We start from the raw sequence: 16,447 nt of genomic DNA on the forward strand, positions 1-16,447 counted from the left end.
TCCTCAATACGGTGCGCTAATGGAAAGCTTAAAAAGTATCAATGTTTTCGTCTATGCTGCAGAACTTAGAAACTATGCTGCTGCTGGCAGGGTATTGGGCATCTCTTCTTCCGCGGTTGCTAAGAGTGTGGCACGTCTTGAAGATGAACTTGGTGTAAGGCTCTTCCATCGAACAACTCGCAGTATTGGCCTGACAGAAGAGGGCATCGTTTTTTATGAACGGTGCAAAATCATCCTTGATGAAATCCGTCATGCCCGGGCACTTATAGCTGAAACCAGGGCAAGGCCTAAAGGCAGGTTACACGTAAGCGTACCGCAAATTTTTGGGCACACTCTATTGATGCCATTACTTCCAAAATTTCTGCAAAAGTATCCAGAAATACAACTCGACATTGATTTTAAGGATCGTGTTATTGATATTATTGCTGAGGGAGTTGATGTCGCGGTACGAAGCGGAGAGCTGGCCGACTCACGCCTGGTTGGAAGGAAACTAGGCGAACAATATTTTGTTGTTTGCGCTAATCAAGATTATTTTAAAAGTTATGGCATTCCGGAGTCGCCAGCTGAGTTACTGAGCCATCGTTGCATTCATTTCAAATATCCTTCAAGTGGCCGTATAGCAAGCTGGTCTTTTAAGACTCCTTATGAAAATTTAGAGCTTCCGGTAAATCTTATATTTAATAACACACATGCCGGTTTGAGAGCCGCTATCGACGGATTAGGTATCGCTCACCTTCCTGTTTATGTCGCTGAAGAAGCATTTAAAAACAGATTACTATTACCTGTTTTAACAAAATATATGCTACCTCTGGGCTCCATGTCGTTAATATGGCCATCAAATCGACACTTATCTCCAAAAGTGAGAGCTTTTGCAGACTTTATGAGTAGTGAGTTGCCTCAGACTCGTTATTTTAGCGAAAAATCTGTCTGACTGCGAAAGCTATAATGTTCAGGATGCAACCATTCCATACTTCCTTATAAAATTATTTCTTACCCATCTGCGCTTAAATTAAGGCATTTTACTCCACAATAGCTCTCTATTATTTACGTTGGCTTAATGCTAACCTCATGAGTTGTAACAAGTATGATGAAGTTTTCGCATAAAAAAGCGTGTTAATTGAACTTTTCACCGAAATACCTTACATGTTTATGGAGTCTCTATTGATTATGTGTCATTGATGATCATTTATTACCCTCACCTAAAAAAGTAATGAATATTTCTCGACAGCCCTTCGATTTAAAGAGGATTATAATTTTTATTTATTAGAACTAAAAATGCGAGATCTTTTCCGATATCGTAAGTCATTGTAAAGTAAGTTACTGGCAGAAATAATATTGTAGTCAATGCGATGGTACTTTCGGTCTATTCTAAGGGAATTACGCTGGGCCTAAATCCTTACGTACAACTATCAGAAAATAGTAGGTTCGTAGCTTCGCTAACATTAGTGATAAGCACACCCGCTTTTATCCTCCTCCGCACGCTTCCATGTCAAACGCGGTATTACGGGTGCCGGGTAAAATTATCAGCTAAAAGGCCCCTCAACTTTCTGTCGCAGAACGGCAGCAGATCGCTACCGTCGTCGGTTGCTCAATCCTTTTTTGTAGATAGACTGGTCTACCTACTTATCCTGTAAGGAAGCCGTTTTATGCCACCGCGCTCTGCAAGCTCAGAAACCGCTTATGAAAAGCTGCCAGGTGCGGCACGCATACTGTTTTACAGCAACGGCATCATCGCCAGACAGATGATGGAGGCATACTGATGCTCTCATCAGGGCAACGTTTGGGCGGCACGGCGGGCGTGCTCGTCGCGGCCATCCTCTGGGGTACCACCGGCACGGCCGCCACCTATGCACCCGATCTTAGCCCGCTGGCCGTAGGCGCGGTTGCCATGGGGATTGGTGGGCTGCTGCAGGGGCTTATTGCTGCCGCCAGCATTACCCGTCAGCGCCGCCTGATTGCCCGCCACCGGCGTTTTCTGCTGACCGGCGCCGTTGCAGTGGCGGTCTACCCTCTCGCCTTCTACGCCTCCATGCGCTATGCCGGTGTCACGGTCGGCACCGTGATTTCCATTGGCTCTGCGCCGCTGCTTTCCGCACTGATTGAATACCGCCTTGACGGGCTGCGCCTCACCAGGCAGTGGATATGCGGCGCGGCGGCAGGCATTGCCGGAATGGTTCTGCTCTGCCTGGCGGAAGGCGGTGAGCACGGTAGCGGGAATAACCATGTCGTGGCGGGCATGCTATTGGGGCTGCTGGCGGGCTTCACCTATTCCCTCTATTCGTGGTCAGCGCGGCGGTTAATGCAGGGCGGCGTGGCTCCCCGCGCGGCGATGGGCGCCACCTTTGGCGCTGGCGGTCTCCTGCTGATGCCGGTGCTGCTGCTGACCGGCGCGCCGCTGCTGGCGGCCTGGAATAATGCCGCCGTCGGCATTTATATGGCGCTGGTGCCGATGTTTGTGGGCTATCTCTGTTATGGCTACGGGCTGGCGCGAATTCCCGCCAGCATGGCGACCACCATTACTCTGCTGGAGCCGGTGGTTGCTGCCCTGCTGGCCGTCCTGCTGGTTGGGGAACGACTGCCGCCTTCCGGCTGGGCCGGGGTCGGCCTGATCGTCGCCTGCCTGGCCGTGATTACCTTACCGCCCGGCCTGCTGCCTTTCAGACCGGGCAGGCGCCGCACCGATACGGTTTAAGGCGTTAACAACGAAGGAAAAAGCTGAATGCCGCAGGCGCTACCAGTAGCCCAGACTAACCATCAATAGCCAGGTAGCAAATCCTGTCATGGCTGTTCCTCCGACAATATAAAAGAAGACGTTAACGTAAAAGCTAATATCGCCGCGGTAGTAGTAATCTTTAACGGAAGTCCCTTTCCGGGACTCAATAATAAGACCCGTCTGATAACCTCTGATGCCGTGCAGAAGCATCCAGATAGCGCTGACATAGGAAACAGAGGCAAGAGCAACGCCTTCAAGATCCATATTAGTGAATACTGTATTCATAATTGGTCAAACCAGAGCCAGACAGCAAACCCGATAAGAAAGCCTCCCAGCAGAATATTTCCGACTATTTTAGGGATAAAGGTGCTGTCGCCCCTGTAGTGGTAAATATAGGGAGCCATTTTCCGATACTCTTTAAAAATACCCTTCTTGTATGAAAGATAACTGTCGATAAACGTCCAGAGACCGAATATCAGGGACATGAAAAAAATCGATAAAATCATTTTTTAATTTAGTTAGTTGCCGTTGATGCGAAGAGTGTACCCGCCAGCGCCGCCATCTAGATTGTCAGGCAAATAACCGCAATATCTCACGCCCGGGAAAATGATAAGGGGAATAATAATCGCTGCTGAAGGTAAAGTCGATCCGGGGGATCCTGTTTCTGACGGCGTTTGACCGGGCTGAGGGCCAGGCAGACAAAGCGAGCTATAGTTCAGACTTACAACAAGGGGAACGATGACATGTTTGAAGGATTTGTGCAGGAGAAGATCACCCTTTCCGGTGCCGTTCTGAATGTCCGCTATGGGGGTAATGGCCCACCTGTACTCCTTCTGCACGGTCATCCCCGTACGCATGCAACATGGTCAAAAGTCGCTCCGATTCTTGCCGCGCACTTTACCGTTGTTTGCCCCGATCTGCGGGGATTTGGTCAGTCTTCTAAGCCTTGCGACCTGCCAGACCACGCCAGTTCATCCAAGCGGGCTAAGGCAAAAGACTGCGTAGAACTGATGAGCAATTTAGGATTTCATCAATTTGCCATCGTCGGACACGACCGGGGAAGTTATACGGCCTATCGTGCCGCGCTGGATCATCCTGAAAAAATCACGCGTCTGGCAGTGCTGGATTGTGTGCCAATACTTGAGGCGCTTGAACGTTGCGATGAACGCTTTGCACGACAGTGGTATCACTGGTTTTTCTTCGCCCAGCGGGATAAACCGGAACGGGCGATTTTGTCAGATCCGGATGCATGGTACGGTGGTCAGCCGGTAACTATGGGTAATGAGGAGTATCAGGACTTCCGGCGGGCGATACACGATCCCGAAACTGTTCATACCATGCTGGAGGACTATCGGGCAGGCTTAACCATAGACCGGCTTCATGAAGAAGAAGACCGGAGAAATAACCGAAAAATAGCGTGCCCCGTACTGTGCTTATGGTCTGAACATGATGATTTAGGCGAACTATATGCTGATATTCCTGCCATATGGAAAAACTGGGCCAGTGATGTCCGTAGTGGAACCTTAAACAGCGGACATCATATGGCGGAGGAAGCCCCGGAAGAACTTGCCGCTAAACTGAGTCTGTTTCTGATGGGTAAAGACTAAGCTTCTAAAGAACCAATGGAAATGCGCACGTTACCGGACGCTGGCCGGACGTAACAAAAAACCGCCGGGCGGCGGTTATTCAGTCAGGCATTCTGGTAGAGATCCCAGCGGTTACCGTAGATATCCTCAAAAACCACAACCGTTCCGTATTCTTCCTGGCGCGGCTCCCCACAAAAATGTACGCCGTTTTCCTTCATGAAATGATAATCGCGCCAGAAGTCATCGGTCTGAAGAAAAAGAAAAACGCGGCCCCCACACTGATTGCCAATAAAAGAGGCCTGATGATCATTCGACGCTCTGGCAAGAAGAAGGTTGCAGCCGCTGTCAGGGGCTGGCGTAACAACTACCCAACGCTTACCCGGCTGTGGCGTATCCTCCACAAGATGAAAGCCTAATTTCGTGGTGTAGTAGTCGATTGCACGATCGTAATCATCTACCACTATGGCGACATAGCCCATACCTCTTTTCTGCGTTCTCAATGTTATTTTCCTTTTAGATGACCAAGACAGGGGTGGCTTAACACATATTTTAACCTACTGAAAATTAGCGACTAACTGACTGAACCCAAATTAGACAGTACTGAGGAAATACGGGCATCCTGCCAGATAAAAAACCGTAATCCCGCCTGCGTTTTTAGGTATCAGGCAGGCGTTCCGCCCTGTTAACACACATCATAGGTAATGAAGTGCATCTGCAAGTCATCATCGGTCTGGATTTGCTCTGTAAAGTCACCCTGAGTAAGCGCGCCAATAGCAGAACGCCAGAACTTAAGCGCCGGCAGGTTTTCCAGCATCACTCTTGTTTGCCATCTCCCCGGAAAGTTTTTTACGGCTAAATTGAATGCTGCCTTGCCCACGCCTGAACCCATAAATTTGCGGATGATGAAGAATTGATCGATATCGTAACGCTCAGGGTTAAAAGGATAGCGTCGTAACAGGCAAAAACCGGCCAGCTCATTATCCTGATAGATCAGATAAGGCCAGTGATCGTCACGCTGCCAGTGGGGGTCGAGTAAGGAGGCGTTGAAGGTATAAACGCCCTCAGCACTACAGGGCCATTTGCCCATTGCGGCAAGTTCATAGACGTAATAGTGAAAAAGGTTTTCAACGACGTGCCGCTGAGCCTTTGCAGGCACCAGACTGACTTGATTGTTCCCGGTCATAACGCCTTCCAGAACAGGTAAAGCCTGATGCTAACACAGCTCTCTTTCTGCTTAGCTGTTAGCTGTTAAGCAGTTGGCGCTGTGCCACATTACAGGCATTTTGCCTGCGTATAAGCATGTTCTGTGGGAAAAGCGGAAGGAGGGAGCGCATAAGAAAACCGGGACGGCGTACGCCGGCCCGATTCGGAGGACTTAGCTGATGATGTTCAGCGTCACATCAATATTGCCGCGCGTTGCGTTGGAGTAAGGACAAACGATATGGGCGGCATCCACCAGCTTTTTCGCTTCCGCTTCATCCATCCCTTCCAGGTGGATATTCAGCTTCGCCTCAATGCCAAAACCGGTTGGAATCGGACCGATGCCCACTTCACCCTCAATAAACGCCTCTTTAGGCATCGCAATCTTGTCGCGACCGGCAACAAACTTCATAGCGCCCAGAAAACAGGCTGAGTAACCGGCAGCGAAAAGCTGCTCTGGGTTAGTCGCTTCGCCGCCCGCGCCGCCCATCTCTTTGGGAACGCCCAGCTTCACATCCAGCACGCCGTCGGAAGAGGTGGCGCGGCCGTCACGACCACCGGTGGCTTTCGCTTTTGCGCGGTACACTACGTTTTCTAAAGTCATTCTGTCACTCCTGGAGATGAGAAATAAATTATATGCGCTATTTAATAGCGCGCTATTTATAGCATCGTCACAATTTTCAGTATAGCGGCACTCTGCCGCCGTCATGCCTGGCCGTTGAGTTTATTTCGCAGGCTTTCCAACTCTTTTTTCAGCGACTGCAGCGTTTCGCCATCACAGGATGTGGCGCAGAACACCGCGTCCGGGATTTCCTGAGCTTCGCTGCGCAGGCTGCGGCCCTGTTCGGTCAGCGTCACGACCACCTGGCGCTCATCCTTTCTTGATCGCTGACGGTTAAGCAACCCTGCGGCTTCGAGCCTTTTTAACAGGGGCGTCAGCGTCGCAGAATCCAGGAACAGGCGCTCGCCGATATCAGAAACCGTCACATCATCCCGCTCCCACAGCACCAGCATAACGAGATACTGTGGATAGGTAATATCCAGCCGCGTCAGCAGCTTCCGGTACAGCTTGTTCAGCGCCAGATTGGCGGAATAAAGAGCAAAGCAGAGCTGCTGGTCAAGCAACAGTGGCGAGATTTGCCCTTTTTTGTCATCTTGTTGAAGTGTCATGATCAAAATATAAATAGCGCACTACATAATTGCAAGCGAATTTTCGCCATAAGGGAGAAGCTCATGGACTCACTGGAAGAACGGGCCCGGCGCTATGCGACCAAAGCGCATGCGGAAGCAGGCCAGCGCAGAAAATATACCGGTGAACCTTATATCGTACATCCGGCAGCGGTAGTGGAACTGGTACGCAGCGTAACAAGTAACGAGATTATGCTGGCGGCGGCCTGGCTGCACGATACCGTAGAGGATACGTCAAGTACACCGGGCGATATTGAGAGCCACTTTGGACGCGACGTGGCAAGCCTGGTAGAGATGCTGACCGACAGCGCCCAGCCGCAGGCAAAAAACCGGGCGGCGCGTAAGGTGGCACACTTTCGCCATACGGCTGAAGCTTCCGGTGATGCGCAAACCATCAAGCTGGCCGATATCATTGATAATACACGGGCCATCATTCAGTTTGATGCGCACTTTGCCCGCGTCTATCTTGTGGAGAAGCGCGTTCAGATCGCCCTGCTTACCGCAGGCGATCGCGAACTCTGGCAGCAGGCGTCCACGATTATTGAGCGCGGCATAGAGACGCTGACCCAGCCGCCTTACCGGGTTCCCGCGGCCTGGTTTACCAGGCAGGAACAAAAATATGCCCCTCCTGAAGAACGTTAACCTTCCGGATGACTAGTTTTTATCCATCTGGCGCAGCGTTGTACATCAGCCATTACCCGTATGTGCGGTACGCGACTATCTGGCATTAATTGGTAAGCCAACACATTCCTCATTCCTATAATCGCCCTCCTGATAACAAGAGGGCATTATGCAATCCGATATAACTTTTATCCGTAACCGGGCGCTGGCATTTATTGCCTGCGCCGTTTTCCTTTGCGCCATGATGGGGCTGGTCTTTATTGACGTACGCTACGTAAACAATGCCATTCATGAAAACTCCCTGACCGAGATGGCGCAGGAGCTGATGCTGCTGGTTATCGCTCTGCTGTTCTTCTGGCACGCCTACCGCCACCGCGGCCTGCGCCCGTCGCTGACGCTGGTCGGTGGCTTTTTCAGCTGTATGCTGATCCGCGAGCTGGATTTTCTGTTCGATGAGATTTCACACGGGAGCTGGGTCTGGTTTGCGCTGGCGGTAACGGCGCCCTGTGTGGCCATCGCCGCGCTTCAGCCTGCACGCACCTTCGCCGGGCTGGCTGATTTTTTACGACATCCGGATTGGGGCATGATGGCCGCAGGCCTGCTGGTCGTGCTGGTTTTCTCACGGCTGTTCGGTATGCACGAGTTCTGGCGGTACCTGATGCAGGGCGACTATAACCATGCGGTAAAAAATATGGCTGAGGAAGTCTGTGAGCTGCTGGGCTACAGCCTCTGCCTGTTGGCCACCTGGCGCTATTTATATGGCGCGGAAAGCGTAACGGCCAGTTCGCGACTCGTTGATTAACGGCATCGGTGCGACATCAGAAGCGAATATTTAACGCAGCGCCGGATATTCGTTGAAAAAACAAAGTATCCCCGTCAGCGGCAAAGGGCAGCTGACGGGGGAATTACCGGAAAATCAGCTGTTCAGCAGGCTGCGTACAAAGCCAATAATTTCCTGATTTTTACCCTGTTCAAACAGGCATTTCTGGAAGCGCTCACCGCTGACGGCGGTTTTCACCAGCTCCGGGTCGATGGCGCGCAGGGTATCCAGATAGTTCTCCTTCATCACCGCGTTTTTAACCTGGTTAAGCAGGCCCGCATTGCGCACCTGTGGCTCTTTACGCTCCGGCGGATAGCCTTCGCCTTTACGGCCGGTAAAGGCTTTCTCAAAGATATAGCGTACGTTCAGCTCCGCGCCCCAGCCGAAGCCCTTGGCGAACGGCAGCGCCAGCGCGTTGCCGTTATTAATCTGGGCAAACAGAAAGGCGTCAGCCGGGTCGATGCAGTAGCCGCAGGTCACACCGGGGTGAATGTTCAGCGACAGCAGCGCGCCCTGGCCGGTACCGCAGCCGGTCACCACAAAATCGACCGCTTTTGCGTTAAGCAGCAGGCTCGCCATGATGCCCAGGTGAATGTAGGTCAGGTGGTGATCCTGCTCATCGCTCATACCAACGTTAAAAACGGCGTCGTTATTCTGCTCCGCCACGGCCTGAAGCTGGGCCAGTACGGCGGCGTTTTTGGCCGCCTGGCTGTTTTCCATCATTAATGCGATATTCATGAAATTCTCCTGAAGCAGGTCTGAGTTAACGGGCCAGCCAGCCGCCGTCCACCGCGAGGGTGTAACCATTTACGTAGTCTGATGCCGCGGATGCCAGGAAGACGACCGGCCCCATCATATCGTCCGGCAGGCCCCAGCGCCCGGCAGGGATACGCTCAAGGATAGCCGCGCTGCGCGCTTCATCTGCCCGTATCTGCTGGGTGTTATTGGTCGCCATATAGCCCGGAGCCAGCGCGTTAACGTTGATATTGTGCTGCGCCCATTCGTTCGCCAGCAGGCGGGTGACGCCCATCACCGCACTCTTCGAGGCGGTGTAGGAAGGAACGCGGATGCCGCCCTGATAAGAGAGCATAGAGGCGATGTTAATGATTTTTCCGCCGGTTCCCTGCCTGATAAAAATCCGGGCAACGGCCTGAGACATAAAGAACACCGTTTTGATGTTCAGATTCATCACGTCGTCCCAGTCCTTTTCGGAAAAGTCGATCGCATCCTGGCGGCGGATAATCCCGGCATTGTTGACCAGAATGTCAATGTGACCAAACTCCGCCACCGCTTTTTCAAGCAGTGCCGGCAGCGCCGTCAGATCGCTCAGATCTGCTTTCAGGCTCAGGAAGCGGCGACCCAGCGCGGACACTTTTTCTGCGGTTTCCACCGGATCAACCACGTTGATGCCGACGATATCGCAGCCTGCCTGCGCCAGTCCTGTCGCCATTCCCTGCCCTAGCCCCGTGTCGCAGCCGGTAACGATCGCCACTTTATCCTTCAGTGCAAAACTATCAAGAATCATGCTCTCTTCCTTTGTGGGTGCAGAAAAGGGCGTTACGGCGCGGCAGTGTACTGTGATCGCAACCCACACCCTTAGGGTGACATCCGGGCAACGGTTTGCCCGGCAAAGAATCCACAGTTTAACGCGGCTGCGAAGCACATTCAAATTAATATGAAACAACGTTTCTTTTTTAATAAAATGCCATATCAACAACCACCCGAGCTTAGCTATATCGTGCAACGCTTGCAGGATGCGGGCTTTACGTCTGAGCCTTATATTTCAAAACCTCTGCTCATCAGACGCATTTCACCTTGGTACTGACCAAAGTAAAATGACTTTGCCTGCCCCTTACGCAGCGCAAACATCACTTTAAACCCCCTTTATCGACGGCGCGATACAGATAACCCCAGCGGCGTAATTAGATCCGGGCGAGGGAAATATTACCCATAACAGTCAGACTGTATGGCGGTTTACTTCGCCTGTTAATACTCATATTTTTTGTTGGAATATTTCCTGGTGAAAACTGTATACCTGCCAATTTCTATAGATATCAGATAAATATAAATTTTATCTTGCGACTGATTTTGTTTTGGTTTATAAAATGGTTTTTGCAGGTAATGTAGGCCACTAAAGTTTAAAGATTAATGGAATGAACTACTAATTATTCGGATGATGTTAACTATGACAGGCGTCATTAATATTTAGATAACGTCATCAGTGAATCCAGATGTACTGGTAATTCTGGATGAACAGGCATTCACTTTTTTGCTGGGATAAGGCCAAAAAAATGTCCTGTCAAAAGACATTATTCTTTAAACCGTAATTGATAATTCGATTCTAACTATGTTTTTTGGGTAAGTTAATAAGCTAATTAACACTAATATTTCTTAAAATTGAGAAGGAGAATTATATGCCCGGATTTAGTTATGGTGGACTTGGTGATGGTACGAACTGGAGCTCAGAAAGGGGTGACGGGCCTGCACTTGGTGGCGGTTCTACTGGTAATAGCGGAAACAACAATGCCAGCAGTTGGACAGGTACTGAGGCCTCGTCTCCCGCGTTAAAGCAGATTATAGCCGTGCAGAGAGACTCTGCATTTCGTACTAAACTGGGAAAAATGTTAGTTGCTGCGCGACAGATTAATCCTTCTGCGAAATTTTCAATAGCTCGTATCTCTCCCGACGGGATCATGGTCTTGGTGGTTACGGGATTGAATGCTGAACAGGGTAAAAAATTAGGTCTTACTGGCCTGGTCATGGGGTTCAGCAGCCCCGGACTTATTGGAGTCGTCGGTGATATCGATACAGGCCATCGCTACACAGTAAAAACACCGCAGAAAAACAGTTTACTGGGGGATGGAAATGTTGATTCAACTGAGTTCTTTTCTGGTAAATTACCAAATGTACAGAAAAATTATAAAAACTGGCAATTTTACCGGGAAGGAGCATTCTCTTATACTGGCCAGGATGTTGCAATTAAGCTCTTGAGACATCTCACTTATTCTACTGTTAATGGTACAGATACCTATACTCTGCACTATATGGATAAAGGAAAGGATCTCAGTTACAAAGTGATTGTGAGGAACGGTGACCTCAATAACATGGCCATTACAGCAAATGGTAATATGCCTTCATTACTTTCAGTCAGCAATGCCAAAAAAACAGTCCAGAATTTTGCACCACTCATAAAAGAGTCTGAAAAAGAAACGATACTGAAAGCCAGTGAGGTCATTATCAGTGCAGGTGATAAGGCCGGGAATTATCTCGGGAACAGATATAGTTCTCTTGCAAGAGAACTGTCTGGAAACATAAGAAACTTTCAAGGTAAAACAATCCGAAATTATGAGGAGGCTTTAGAATCTTTAAATAAATTACTCGCAAATCCTAACTTAAAAATAAATGCTGCCGATAAAAGTGCTATTATCAATGCATGGCAGGTCCTGAATGCAGATGATTTGAGTAACAAGTTCTCGGCTCTTGGAAAGACATTTAAGGTAGCAGATTACGCAATAAAAGCTAACAATGTTAAAGAAAAGAGTATTGAGGGGTATAAAACAGGAAACTGGGGGCCTTTGTTGCGTGAGGTCGAGGCGTGGGTAGTGGGCGGTATAGCCTCATCTGTAGCGCTGGCAATTTTCTCTGCAACGGTCGGCGGAATGCTTGTACTTGCCGGTGTGCCTGCTGTTGCAGTGGGTATTCTTGGGATTATGATGGCCGCTATAATTGGTGCTATGATTGATGATAAATTTATTAATAAACTGAATAGTGAAATCATCAGTTCGGCCCACTAGAGAGGTAACAGGAGGGGAGCAGTTTACTGTTACCTCTCTTTATATAATTTAAGTGATATTACTGGAACGTAACATACTGCATAAGTCATAAAAAAGATAACAATATATATCATTAGGTAAGAGAAAAGTAAGCCTGTATTATTCTCGGACATCATTTTTAATGGTCTGCCTGCCATGGTTAATTCGAAATTACGAAACATGAGAAGATACATGCAAATGGCATAAACAAATGGGCTGAATAAGCAGGACCGAACAGTATTTCCTCTGTTAAATATTTTCAGCGTTTTTGTTTTTTTAAAAGTCAGGGAAAAAACAAGTAATGCAAGTAAAGGGGCGCTCTTGCAGTATAAGTCCATTGCCTTTGTCATTAGCGGATTGAATGCAGAAGTCACCGAGGGAATGTTTTTTGTGTTAATAAAAATATAATGAAAAATAGAACACTCAGGATTAACAAAGTACGTTAAAAAAATTAAAATTAACGGAAACACACCAAGAAAGGTAAAAGTAAACAATAAAGTGTTACCTGGTTTCTTATTAGTATTTTTCATAATAAAACCCTTTAAAATCTTCACGATTTATAATTTACAATAGTAATTAAAAATATTATATCTTTATTAAGTCAATGTTGCAAATAGCCAATGATGATATTTAGCTGACACCAGGTGCCCGGTTTATACCGGGCTTTTTGCTTAGAAAAAAGTGTTCCTCATTTAATACTAGCTTGAGCTACTGCGAAACCTGCGCCAGAACAATCCTACGCCACGACTGTTTTTTAAACAAAATGAGGCTGACAAACTACTTTGATCGAAAAGCTGACGTTGCATTACAACAATGTGCCTGAATGGGCGCCCGGTTTTAGTTGGCCGTTACAGTGTCAAACGAAGGGTACACAGATAAAAGACGACGCCACTCCATTCGAAACCAGGGTGTGAATTGCGCCTCTGATTCTGAAAGCTGGGCTGATATTTCAGCTCGGGTCTTCCACGTGATCTCGCTGACTTCTTCAGTCGAAGGGGAGACCATATCGTCAGATTGAGCAACTAATACATGACATAATTCATGTTCCGCACCGATCGAGCCAAAGAGAGCATGATACTCAAAACTGTATATGAAGCGACAGGAGGCAGATATCCCTAATTCTTCACGCAGGCGACGAGACGCAGCATCCATAATCGTCTCACCAGGTGCCGGATGACTGCAGCAAGCATTCGACCAGAAATCTGGCCAAAGCATTTTTCCTGCAGCACGACGCTGAAGTAGATGACGCCCGGCGCTGTTGATTAGATGCACCGAAAATGCGCGATGGAGCTGTCCCGTTCCCAGGTGTGCGATGCGTTTGTCACAAACACCGATTTGTACATCTTGTGCGTCAACTAACACGACATCATTGATCATTCTTGTTCCCTTCTGGCAATTGCGCACCCGTTCTACACAGAGGTGTCAGTGTGCGGGGACAGCACTGCGCCTTTCAACCCAAGTCCGGGGACTTGTCCCCAGGCGCTGACTAGTGTCAAAGCTGCGTCAGTAAATTCGGGATCGGCACGCAGGTTGGCCATGGCATCAAGGTCTTTTTGGGTGAGTAGCCCAAGTTTCAGCAGCGCTGGTCCAGCCTGAGCGGTGGTTGCAGCCCAAAAGGTATCGGCTGGGCTATTGTCGCCGATGTGGCCTTCGAGAGTGCGATTCCCTATTTGGGATAGCCCCCTGGCACGTAACCGGCTGGAGAGAGTATCGGCCCAGAGCATATCGGAACCAATGGACCGCTCCAGGAGAGTGATTCCAGCTTGGGCAATTTTCCGGAATAATGGGTTCGTAGTTCTCAAACTCGGTTGCAGACTCACATCCTCTATCACCAACCAACCGCCTGGACGGACCCAACTGACGGCTCGAGTCAATATTTCTTCGCGGTCGGTGAGGTGACACAGGAGCGCCCGAGCGTGCACCACGTCAAAGGAAGCAGCAGGAAAATCCTCGGTCACAACATTATGGGTTATCACCCGAATGCCGGGTATATCTATAAGGAATCGGGTGTCAATGTCGGTGGCGGTGACTGTAGCATCGGGATATCGCCTGGCCAGCCAGCCTGCCAGAGATCCGGCACCAGCACCAAGATCAAGGATGCTGGACTTGGCCGGAAGATCTAACTGGTCAAAAACCGTTTTACTTAACGGGTCAAAGGCATATTCCAGGGTGCGAAGTCGTGCTAATTGACTGGCGCACTGATCACCGAGATAACTTTGGGTATAGCAGGGTTCCCCTGCGGAGCCGGTGACGGTCACAGTATTACCTCCAGTCGATTGGGACAACGGTTGAGAAATCCGTATTCTGTTGGCTGAAACCCCGGAGCCCAACGCACATTTGGAAAGGCTTGTAGCAACATACGGCTGGCAGTCGTAATCTCCATTTGAGCCAGCATTGCTCCCAGGCAGAAATGACGTCCTGCACCGAAAGCAAAATGGCTTGTCGTCTGATTGGGCCGCAACATATTAAAGGTGTCGGGGTCGGGGAATTTATCGGGATCACGGTTGGCCGAGCCGATTAGACATGCAAAGGTCGCACCAGAAGGGAGTGTTCCTGACGGTAAATCCAGTGATTCAGTAGCTTCCCTGAGTACGAGTTGCAAAGGAGGATTACGCCGCAGAGTTTCGGTGAGCGCATTATCCATCAGGTCGGGATTAGCCATTACCGCATCTTTAACACCAGGCTCGCTCAACAGATTAACAATAAGATTAGCTAAGGCTCCGTGACTGGTCTCGCTGCCCGCTGTCATCAAGATTGCACAGTAAGCCCGGATGAACGTCTCGGATAAAGGCTGATTATCAATCCGTGCCGCCAGGAAATGCGAGATCAAATCGTCTGTGGGCTGGGCACGACGTGCGTCGATATATGGCTGAATGAAGTCATAGAAACTATCCCGGTTGGATAACCCGCCAGTCAACAGTGCCGGATCCTGTCGATAGTTACCCAAATAAGAGAAGCCGATGGCACACCAGTTTTTTAGCTGTTCCACTTCGTGGGAAGTTTCAGCCGGGAGACCCAGCGCACGCGCTATTACGCGTACCGGCAACACCGAGGTAAAATCGGCAATGAGATCAACCTGAGTTCGACCATGCATCTGCGCCAGCAGGTCGGCAGTAACAGACGTGATGGAGTCTCTGAGTACTTCAAGTGCTTTGCCGCGAAATGCCGGGCTAAGCAACGCTCTGTGTTGAGCGTGTTCACAACCGTCCATAGCGACAATAGTGCGTCCCAGCAGTGGTCCAATCTGCCATGTGTAATTGTTATTGCTCACGTTTGGGTGGGTCAATGCGGCTTTGACATCCACGTACCGACTGATAAGCCATACATCCGTGGGCTCGTCGTATACGATTGGCATAGTAGTCCGTAAACGCTCATACAAGGGGTAAGGGTCGATTTCGAATTGCCGGGATTTCAGCGTGGGAGGAGTAAGTTTCAGGTCCACCTGCCGACTGGACTGCGCCGTAGAATTTGTGTTCTGCAGGTGATAACGAGAAACGGTTCGGTGCCAGTCGCCTGCCGCGCGGACAATATGACGTAGGCGATCAGGGTCAGTCGCGTTGGACAGCGGGTAATTGATATGCTGGGCAGCGGCTGCGGTGAATTCTGCAACAGCTGTTTTCACCATCTGATGGGCGGATTCCATCGCGGTAGGCCAGTCGATGCCAGTGGTGTCCGCTAGTATCGATACCAAGTTGAAGCGCTCACCACAAACCACATCTTTGGCAACCGAATGGATATCGTTCGTCCATGCAATGATATTAGCGCAGTGTTCACGCAGTGTGTTCCACCATTCGATGTCCGCTGAATGTTGGTACGGGTCGAGAGTTTCGGCCGCATCGATAAGATCAAAGAAGAACAGTGATCCAAACGAATCCCGCCGCAATGGCAAATACTTGGCCAACGTAACCGCTGCGTCGATTTCCCGCATTCGTACCAGCGTCGCTTGTGCGCGGAGATGCCGGACCAAATGTTGCACGAGCTGATCCCGCCAACGATCGTCACCCAAGTATCGGGTTCGCGGCCACAAATCATCGACAAGGACGGTGAGCATTGGGTCATCAAATTGACTGTTTTTACCCGAAAGAGTAGCACGGTCTTCGTTCCCGGTCACAGCCTGCACCGCGGTGACGAAACGCTCCAGCGCCCCTTTTTCCGCCCATGGTCCATCATCGATACGGTCATCGAGAATAAGCGCCCAAAGATACCAGCACACCAGAATTTCGGCGCGTTCTGTGGGAGCTCTCCCGCATAACGCGAACCCCAGTTCGAGCAACGGTGTAACGCTCAGCCGATGTGCCCCGCGGCGGCCAATCAAGCCGTATCGTTGCGCCCAAGTGAGAGCATGCGTCCGCAACTGCTCACTGTCAGAACGCGGAGGCGGGGCGGGGAAAGGAAACTGAATATCAGGAACGATCAGCGGTGTCGACGGTAAATTACAATCGTGACTGATGCCTGGATCACTTTTACTGTGTACTTGTTTCATGATGCTCTCCTTTTGGAACAACTT

17 protein-coding genes and 1 pseudogene are annotated in these 16,447 nt (G+C 49.8%); 6 read left to right on the forward strand and 12 right to left on the reverse strand.

The genetic code is table 11. The features are described from left to right. The first annotated feature begins 19 nt into the window (after positions 1-19). Positions 20-931 (forward strand): LysR family transcriptional regulator, encoded by a 912-nt coding sequence (locus AAH446_RS12380; RefSeq protein WP_342906983.1) that lies wholly within the window; start codon positions 20-22, stop codon positions 929-931. A gap of 828 nt (positions 932-1,759) precedes the next feature. After that, positions 1,760-2,692, forward strand: a complete 933-nt coding sequence (locus tag AAH446_RS12385) for a DMT family transporter (RefSeq protein WP_342906984.1) — start codon at positions 1,760-1,762, stop codon at positions 2,690-2,692. Between the two features lie 39 nt (positions 2,693-2,731). Here AAH446_RS12385 and AAH446_RS12390 read toward each other — a convergent pair whose 3' ends face one another. Continuing rightward, positions 2,732-2,998 carry a hypothetical protein gene (locus AAH446_RS12390; RefSeq protein ID WP_342906985.1) on the reverse strand — a complete coding sequence of 89 codons (267 nt, stop codon included), beginning with the start codon at positions 2,996-2,998 and terminating at the stop codon, positions 2,732-2,734. A 458-nt stretch (positions 2,999-3,456) separates the two neighbouring features. Here AAH446_RS12390 and AAH446_RS12395 point away from each other — a divergent pair, with 458 nt between their 5' ends. After that, positions 3,457-4,320, forward strand: a complete 864-nt coding sequence (locus AAH446_RS12395) for an alpha/beta fold hydrolase (RefSeq protein ID WP_342906986.1) — start codon at positions 3,457-3,459, stop codon at positions 4,318-4,320. A gap of 83 nt (positions 4,321-4,403) precedes the next feature. Here AAH446_RS12395 and AAH446_RS12400 read toward each other — a convergent pair whose 3' ends face one another. The 4 genes from AAH446_RS12400 to AAH446_RS12415 all read right to left on the reverse strand — a co-directional run bounded on the left by AAH446_RS12400 (position 4,404) and on the right by AAH446_RS12415 (position 6,669). Next, the gene (locus AAH446_RS12400; protein ID WP_342906987.1) at positions 4,404-4,799 is read right to left on the reverse strand and encodes a VOC family protein; all 396 of its coding nucleotides are present in this window, start codon (positions 4,797-4,799) and stop codon (positions 4,404-4,406) included. A gap of 182 nt (positions 4,800-4,981) precedes the next feature. Continuing rightward, positions 4,982-5,482, reverse strand: coding sequence for a GNAT family N-acetyltransferase (locus AAH446_RS12405; RefSeq protein WP_342906988.1), 501 nt, complete (start codon positions 5,480-5,482; stop codon positions 4,982-4,984). Positions 5,483-5,674: 192 nt separating this feature from the next. Then, positions 5,675-6,103 carry an organic hydroperoxide resistance protein gene (locus AAH446_RS12410; RefSeq protein WP_342906989.1) on the reverse strand — a complete coding sequence of 143 codons (429 nt, stop codon included), beginning with the start codon at positions 6,101-6,103 and terminating at the stop codon, positions 5,675-5,677. 101 nt (positions 6,104-6,204) lie between these two features. Beyond that, positions 6,205-6,669 (reverse strand): MarR family winged helix-turn-helix transcriptional regulator, encoded by a 465-nt coding sequence (locus AAH446_RS12415; protein ID WP_342906990.1) that lies wholly within the window; start codon positions 6,667-6,669, stop codon positions 6,205-6,207. 63 nt (positions 6,670-6,732) lie between these two features. On the opposite strand from AAH446_RS12415, the gene AAH446_RS12420 reads away from it, so the two are divergent. Together AAH446_RS12420 and AAH446_RS12425 are read left to right on the forward strand one after the other, a co-directional pair. Continuing rightward, positions 6,733-7,329 (forward strand): HD domain-containing protein, encoded by a 597-nt coding sequence (locus AAH446_RS12420; protein ID WP_342906991.1) that lies wholly within the window; start codon positions 6,733-6,735, stop codon positions 7,327-7,329. 148 nt (positions 7,330-7,477) lie between these two features. Beyond that, a complete protein-coding gene (locus AAH446_RS12425) occupies positions 7,478-8,110 on the forward strand; it encodes a hypothetical protein (RefSeq protein ID WP_342906992.1) in 633 nt (210 codons plus the stop codon). Between the two features lie 114 nt (positions 8,111-8,224). Here the strand turns inward: AAH446_RS12425 and AAH446_RS12430 are convergent, their stop codons facing one another. The 3 genes and pseudogenes from AAH446_RS12430 to AAH446_RS12440 form a co-directional block, all read right to left on the reverse strand. After that, a complete protein-coding gene (locus AAH446_RS12430) occupies positions 8,225-8,866 on the reverse strand; it encodes an RpiB/LacA/LacB family sugar-phosphate isomerase (RefSeq protein ID WP_342906993.1) in 642 nt (213 codons plus the stop codon). A 25-nt stretch (positions 8,867-8,891) separates the two neighbouring features. After that, a complete protein-coding gene (kduD, locus tag AAH446_RS12435; RefSeq protein ID WP_342906994.1) occupies positions 8,892-9,653 on the reverse strand; it encodes a 2-dehydro-3-deoxy-D-gluconate 5-dehydrogenase KduD in 762 nt (253 codons plus the stop codon). Positions 9,654-9,904: 251 nt separating this feature from the next. Further along, positions 9,905-10,012 (reverse strand): annotated as a pseudogene (locus tag AAH446_RS12440) (IS6 family transposase); the annotation flags it as partial. A 530-nt stretch (positions 10,013-10,542) separates the two neighbouring features. Here AAH446_RS12440 and AAH446_RS12445 point away from each other — a divergent pair. Further along, positions 10,543-11,922, forward strand: coding sequence for a colicin-like pore-forming protein (locus AAH446_RS12445; RefSeq protein WP_342906995.1), 1,380 nt, complete (start codon positions 10,543-10,545; stop codon positions 11,920-11,922). 29 nt (positions 11,923-11,951) lie between these two features. On the opposite strand, the gene cui is transcribed toward AAH446_RS12445, so the two are convergent. The 4 genes from cui to AAH446_RS12465 form a co-directional block, all read right to left on the reverse strand. Then, complete coding sequence (gene cui, locus AAH446_RS12450; protein WP_342906996.1) at positions 11,952-12,470, reverse strand: colicin immunity protein Cui; 519 nt, start codon at positions 12,468-12,470, stop codon at positions 11,952-11,954. 307 nt (positions 12,471-12,777) lie between these two features. Continuing rightward, positions 12,778-13,317 carry an isopentenyl-diphosphate Delta-isomerase gene (gene idi / locus AAH446_RS12455; protein WP_342906997.1) on the reverse strand — a complete coding sequence of 180 codons (540 nt, stop codon included), beginning with the start codon at positions 13,315-13,317 and terminating at the stop codon, positions 12,778-12,780. 32 nt (positions 13,318-13,349) lie between these two features. Next, positions 13,350-14,198 carry a class I SAM-dependent methyltransferase gene (locus AAH446_RS12460; RefSeq protein WP_342906998.1) on the reverse strand — a complete coding sequence of 283 codons (849 nt, stop codon included), beginning with the start codon at positions 14,196-14,198 and terminating at the stop codon, positions 13,350-13,352. Continuing rightward, positions 14,195-16,423: a cytochrome P450 gene (locus AAH446_RS12465; RefSeq protein WP_342906999.1), complete on the reverse strand. Its 2,229-nt coding sequence runs from the start codon at positions 16,421-16,423 to the stop codon at positions 14,195-14,197. Before AAH446_RS12465 ends, AAH446_RS12460 begins: the two co-directional genes overlap by 4 nt. Positions 16,424-16,447 lie beyond the last annotated feature (24 nt).

It is taken from the genome of Erwinia psychrophila (assembly GCF_039023475.1).
Taxonomy (GTDB): Bacteria; Pseudomonadota; Gammaproteobacteria; order Enterobacterales; family Enterobacteriaceae; genus Erwinia.

Bases quoted from the DNA above. Each gene is read 5' to 3' on its own strand.
- AAH446_RS12425 (WP_342906992.1), top strand. From the start codon at position 7,478: ATGCAATCCGATATAACTTTTATCCGTAACCGGGCGCTGGCATTTATT.
- AAH446_RS12390 (WP_342906985.1), bottom strand. From the start codon at position 2,998: ATGAATACAGTATTCACTAATATGGATCTTGAAGGCGTTGCTCTTGCC.
- AAH446_RS12410 (WP_342906989.1), bottom strand. From the start codon at position 6,103: ATGACTTTAGAAAACGTAGTGTACCGCGCAAAAGCGAAAGCCACCGGT.
- AAH446_RS12385 (WP_342906984.1), top strand. From the start codon at position 1,760: ATGCTCTCATCAGGGCAACGTTTGGGCGGCACGGCGGGCGTGCTCGTC.
- idi (WP_342906997.1), bottom strand. From the start codon at position 13,317: ATGATCAATGATGTCGTGTTAGTTGACGCACAAGATGTACAAATCGGT.
- AAH446_RS12405 (WP_342906988.1), bottom strand. From the start codon at position 5,482: ATGACCGGGAACAATCAAGTCAGTCTGGTGCCTGCAAAGGCTCAGCGG.
- AAH446_RS12415 (WP_342906990.1), bottom strand. From the start codon at position 6,669: ATGACACTTCAACAAGATGACAAAAAAGGGCAAATCTCGCCACTGTTG.
- AAH446_RS12395 (WP_342906986.1), top strand. From the start codon at position 3,457: ATGTTTGAAGGATTTGTGCAGGAGAAGATCACCCTTTCCGGTGCCGTT.
- kduD (WP_342906994.1), bottom strand. From the start codon at position 9,653: ATGATTCTTGATAGTTTTGCACTGAAGGATAAAGTGGCGATCGTTACC.
- AAH446_RS12465 (WP_342906999.1), bottom strand. From the start codon at position 16,423: ATGAAACAAGTACACAGTAAAAGTGATCCAGGCATCAGTCACGATTGT.
- AAH446_RS12445 (WP_342906995.1), top strand. From the start codon at position 10,543: ATGCCCGGATTTAGTTATGGTGGACTTGGTGATGGTACGAACTGGAGC.
- cui (WP_342906996.1), bottom strand. From the start codon at position 12,470: ATGAAAAATACTAATAAGAAACCAGGTAACACTTTATTGTTTACTTTT.
- AAH446_RS12430 (WP_342906993.1), bottom strand. From the start codon at position 8,866: ATGAATATCGCATTAATGATGGAAAACAGCCAGGCGGCCAAAAACGCC.
- AAH446_RS12380 (WP_342906983.1), top strand. From the start codon at position 20: ATGGAAAGCTTAAAAAGTATCAATGTTTTCGTCTATGCTGCAGAACTT.
- AAH446_RS12420 (WP_342906991.1), top strand. From the start codon at position 6,733: ATGGACTCACTGGAAGAACGGGCCCGGCGCTATGCGACCAAAGCGCAT.